This window comes from Actinoplanes sp. ATCC 53533, assembly GCF_003947245.1.
Window position 1 is genome coordinate 1 of the sequence record NZ_QHHV01000378.1, and the last position, 2,941, is coordinate 2,941.

Annotated in this window: 4 protein-coding genes; all 4 read left to right on the top strand. The window is 66.5% G+C overall.

All coding sequences use genetic code 11. The features are described 5' to 3' along the window. The first annotated feature begins 122 nt into the window (after positions 1–122). A complete protein-coding gene (locus DMB66_RS57585; RefSeq protein ID WP_125812422.1) occupies positions 123–446 on the top strand; it encodes a hypothetical protein in 324 nt (107 codons plus the stop codon). 17 nt (positions 447–463) lie between these two features. Then, positions 464–1,270: a hypothetical protein gene (locus DMB66_RS57590; RefSeq protein WP_125812423.1), complete on the top strand. Its 807-nt coding sequence runs from the start codon at positions 464–466 to the stop codon at positions 1,268–1,270. 115 nt (positions 1,271–1,385) lie between these two features. Next, positions 1,386–1,781, top strand: coding sequence for a hypothetical protein (locus DMB66_RS57595; protein WP_125812424.1), 396 nt, complete (start codon positions 1,386–1,388; stop codon positions 1,779–1,781). A gap of 198 nt (positions 1,782–1,979) precedes the next feature. After that, positions 1,980–2,941, top strand: a 962-nt coding sequence (locus DMB66_RS57600) for an integrase core domain-containing protein (RefSeq protein WP_199753261.1), incomplete at its 3' end; no start/stop codon positions are given.

The window sequence follows — 2,941 nt, forward strand, 5'->3', positions numbered from 1 at the left end:
GGTATTCGATGCCGTTCCAGGGCTCGACCGTGTCCGCCGATTGACGGCCTCTCCCGACACGCTGTTGCGGGAGATCGGTCTGCTGCGGTGACGATGACATCCACAACGGGCGGGAGCCGACGATGATGACACCGACAGGCGACGAGGTCGAGGCCTCGATCCAGGCGCTGCATCGTGACGCCGGCGTGTGGTCTGGGATGGCCAACCAGTTGGACGCGTTCGGCCAGGTCGCGCGGGGCCTTTCGCTGAGTTCGTTCGAGTTCAGCGGGCTCGGTCATCTGGCCGGACTGGACGAGATCTACGCCTCGTTGCAGGAGCGGGTGGTCACTCTCCTCGACCAGGGCAGCACGAACTTCGACAACATCGCGGGTGCGTTACACAAGTCCGCCGATGACTACGACCAGGACGAACGTAACGCCGTCCACCGGCTGAAGAACGTGTACTGAGGGGAACGGGCAAGTTCATGGCTGCTGCTGCCGGTGCGATATCCGAGAGCGAGTTCCGCGAGATGCTCGCCAAAGCGGAGACGCTGATCAACGACGTCAACGCCAACGTTTCGAGCCTGTTCGACCGCAGTAACCGGGCGATGTACTTCCTGCCGCCCGGGCTGTCCGACATCCTGGCGGAGGCGCTGGTAAACCTGCGAGATCTGGTCGCCCGGTTCTTCGAGGAGTACGCGAAGATCATCTACAACCCCGGTTGGCCGTTCGGTCTGATGTCGGCGGCCGACGACTGGACCAACAAGATCGGCGGACCGATCAGCGAGCTGTCGGCGAAGCTGTCAGCGGACCAGATGCGCATCGACAACCACTGGAAGGGCCGCGCCTCGGAGGCCTACGCGGCCGTGGTGCCGGCCCAGCAGAAGGCCATCGACGCGATCAAGGCGACCTCCGACGCCATCGACAGCAACCTCACCAAGACCGCGTACGGCATCTTCGCGCTCTGGGCCGGCATCCTGCTCGCGCTCGTGGCGTACGTCGCGGAGTTGATGGCCGAGGCAGCCGCCGCGGCCACCGTGGTCGGCGCCCCGCCGGCCGCGGCCGGCGCCGGGGTGTCCACCGCGAAGGTCATCGGGCTCGTCGTCGCCTGCGTCGCTCTGTTCGTGACCTTCGTCGGCACCATCGTCGACAGCGTCACCACCCTGAACCAGACCCTGCACAGCGACGGTGCGTTCCCGGACGGCTGGCCGACGTCGACCACCACGGACTTCACCGACGGCAGCCTCAGCGACGGTGACACCACCGACTGGCGGATCAAGACCGATGACTGACCCCCGTCTCCCGCCGAACCCCGTTCCGCCCGGTGGACCCATACCCGCAACAGACATACGGCCGCTACCACCCGGCGGCGGCAATCGGCTACGGGCCCTGTACCTGAGGTTCCTGGTGATAGCAGTCGTCGCGGTACTGATCGTCCTGCCGTTCGTCCTGTTCGCCACAGTCTCGGCGATAGGCGACGACGACCTGGCGACGCTCCTCGTCGGCAGCATCGCCAACACAATCTCGTCGGTCTGCCTCATCGCCGCGCTACTGCGCGGCCGGACCGCCATAAACGGCGACTGGGTGAGCATCCCCACGGCCGTGAGTTCGCGTCGCGTCGCCCGCACAGGCAGCCTCGTGGGCTGGATCGGCGCACTCGCGGTCGTCGCGACCGGCATCACCCAGCACTACCAGCATGTCGACATGACACTCCTGAAAGGAATTGTCCTGGGCGGCGCCGCGCTGATCCCCGCAGTCAGCAACGACAGCGCCAACCGTATGGCTCGACGCACAACCAGGTAAGTGAAGGCGACTACGGCCGGGGCTGGCGGCCGTGCTCGCCCACGGGTCGGAAAAGAGGATTCCAGCGACCTGCCGGGCCAGGTCAAGCCCGTATGCAGACGTAGCACTCGACCTTGTACCGTTCGAAATCCCAGCCGCAGGGTCTGACGTGCGGTTTTGTCCGGCGCCGTCGCCGGTTGTCGTGGTCACGCTGACGTCATGTTCCCGTCGTTCGAGTATCTGATCCTGCGCCAGTTGCTCCAGCTGATGATCCTCGTGCCGCGCGGTGACCGTGCTAACGAGGTGGAGATCCTGGTGCTGCGGCATCAGGTCGCGGTGTTGCGCCGCCAGGTCCATCGTCTCGATCTCGAACCGGCTGATCGGGCGGTGCTCTCCGCGTTGTCCCGGCTGCTGCCGCGGCCGCGGTGGGCGGCGTTGTTCGTCACCCCGGGCTACGCTGCTGCGCTGGCACCGCCGGCTGGTCACCCGCGCCTGGACCTACCCGAGCAGTCCGGGCCGGCCGGCACGTCGGTCCGAGATTCGGGCCTTGGTTTGCGCTTGGCCGCGGAGAATCCAACCTGGGGATGTCGACGGATCCAGGGTGAGCTGGTCGGTCTGGGGTACCGGGTCGCGTCCAGCACAGTGTGGGCGATCCTGACCAAAGCCGGTGTGGGGCCGGCCCCGCGCAGCAGCGGGCCAACCTGGACGCAGTTCCTGACCACCCAGTCCAAAGGGTTACTGGCCTGCGACTTCCTGCACGTGGACACCATCGGTCTGACCCGGGTCTACGTGCTGTTCCTGATGGAGATAGCCACCCGGCGAGTACACATCCTCGGAGTCACCACGAACCCGACGGGCCAGTGGGTGGCGCAGCGGGCTCGCAACCTCATGACCGACCTCGGGCACCGCGTCTCGCAGTTCCGGTACCTGATCCGGGACCGCGACACCACGTACACCACCGTATGCGACGAGGTGTGCGCCAGCGAAGGCATCGAGATCCTGCGGACGCCGCCACGGGCGCCCCGTGCGAACGCCTACGCCGAGCGCTGGGTGCGCACGGCACGCCGTGAGTGTCTGGACCGGATCCTGATCGACAACCGGCGACACCTGCTCGCCGCACTCGACGAATGCGTCCGGCACTACAACCAGCACAGGCCACATCAAGGTCGTGAGCAACGCCT

Bases quoted from the DNA above. Each gene is read 5' to 3' on its own strand.
- DMB66_RS57585 (WP_125812422.1), top strand. From the start codon at position 123: ATGATGACACCGACAGGCGACGAGGTCGAGGCCTCGATCCAGGCGCTG.
- DMB66_RS57590 (WP_125812423.1), top strand. From the start codon at position 464: ATGGCTGCTGCTGCCGGTGCGATATCCGAGAGCGAGTTCCGCGAGATG.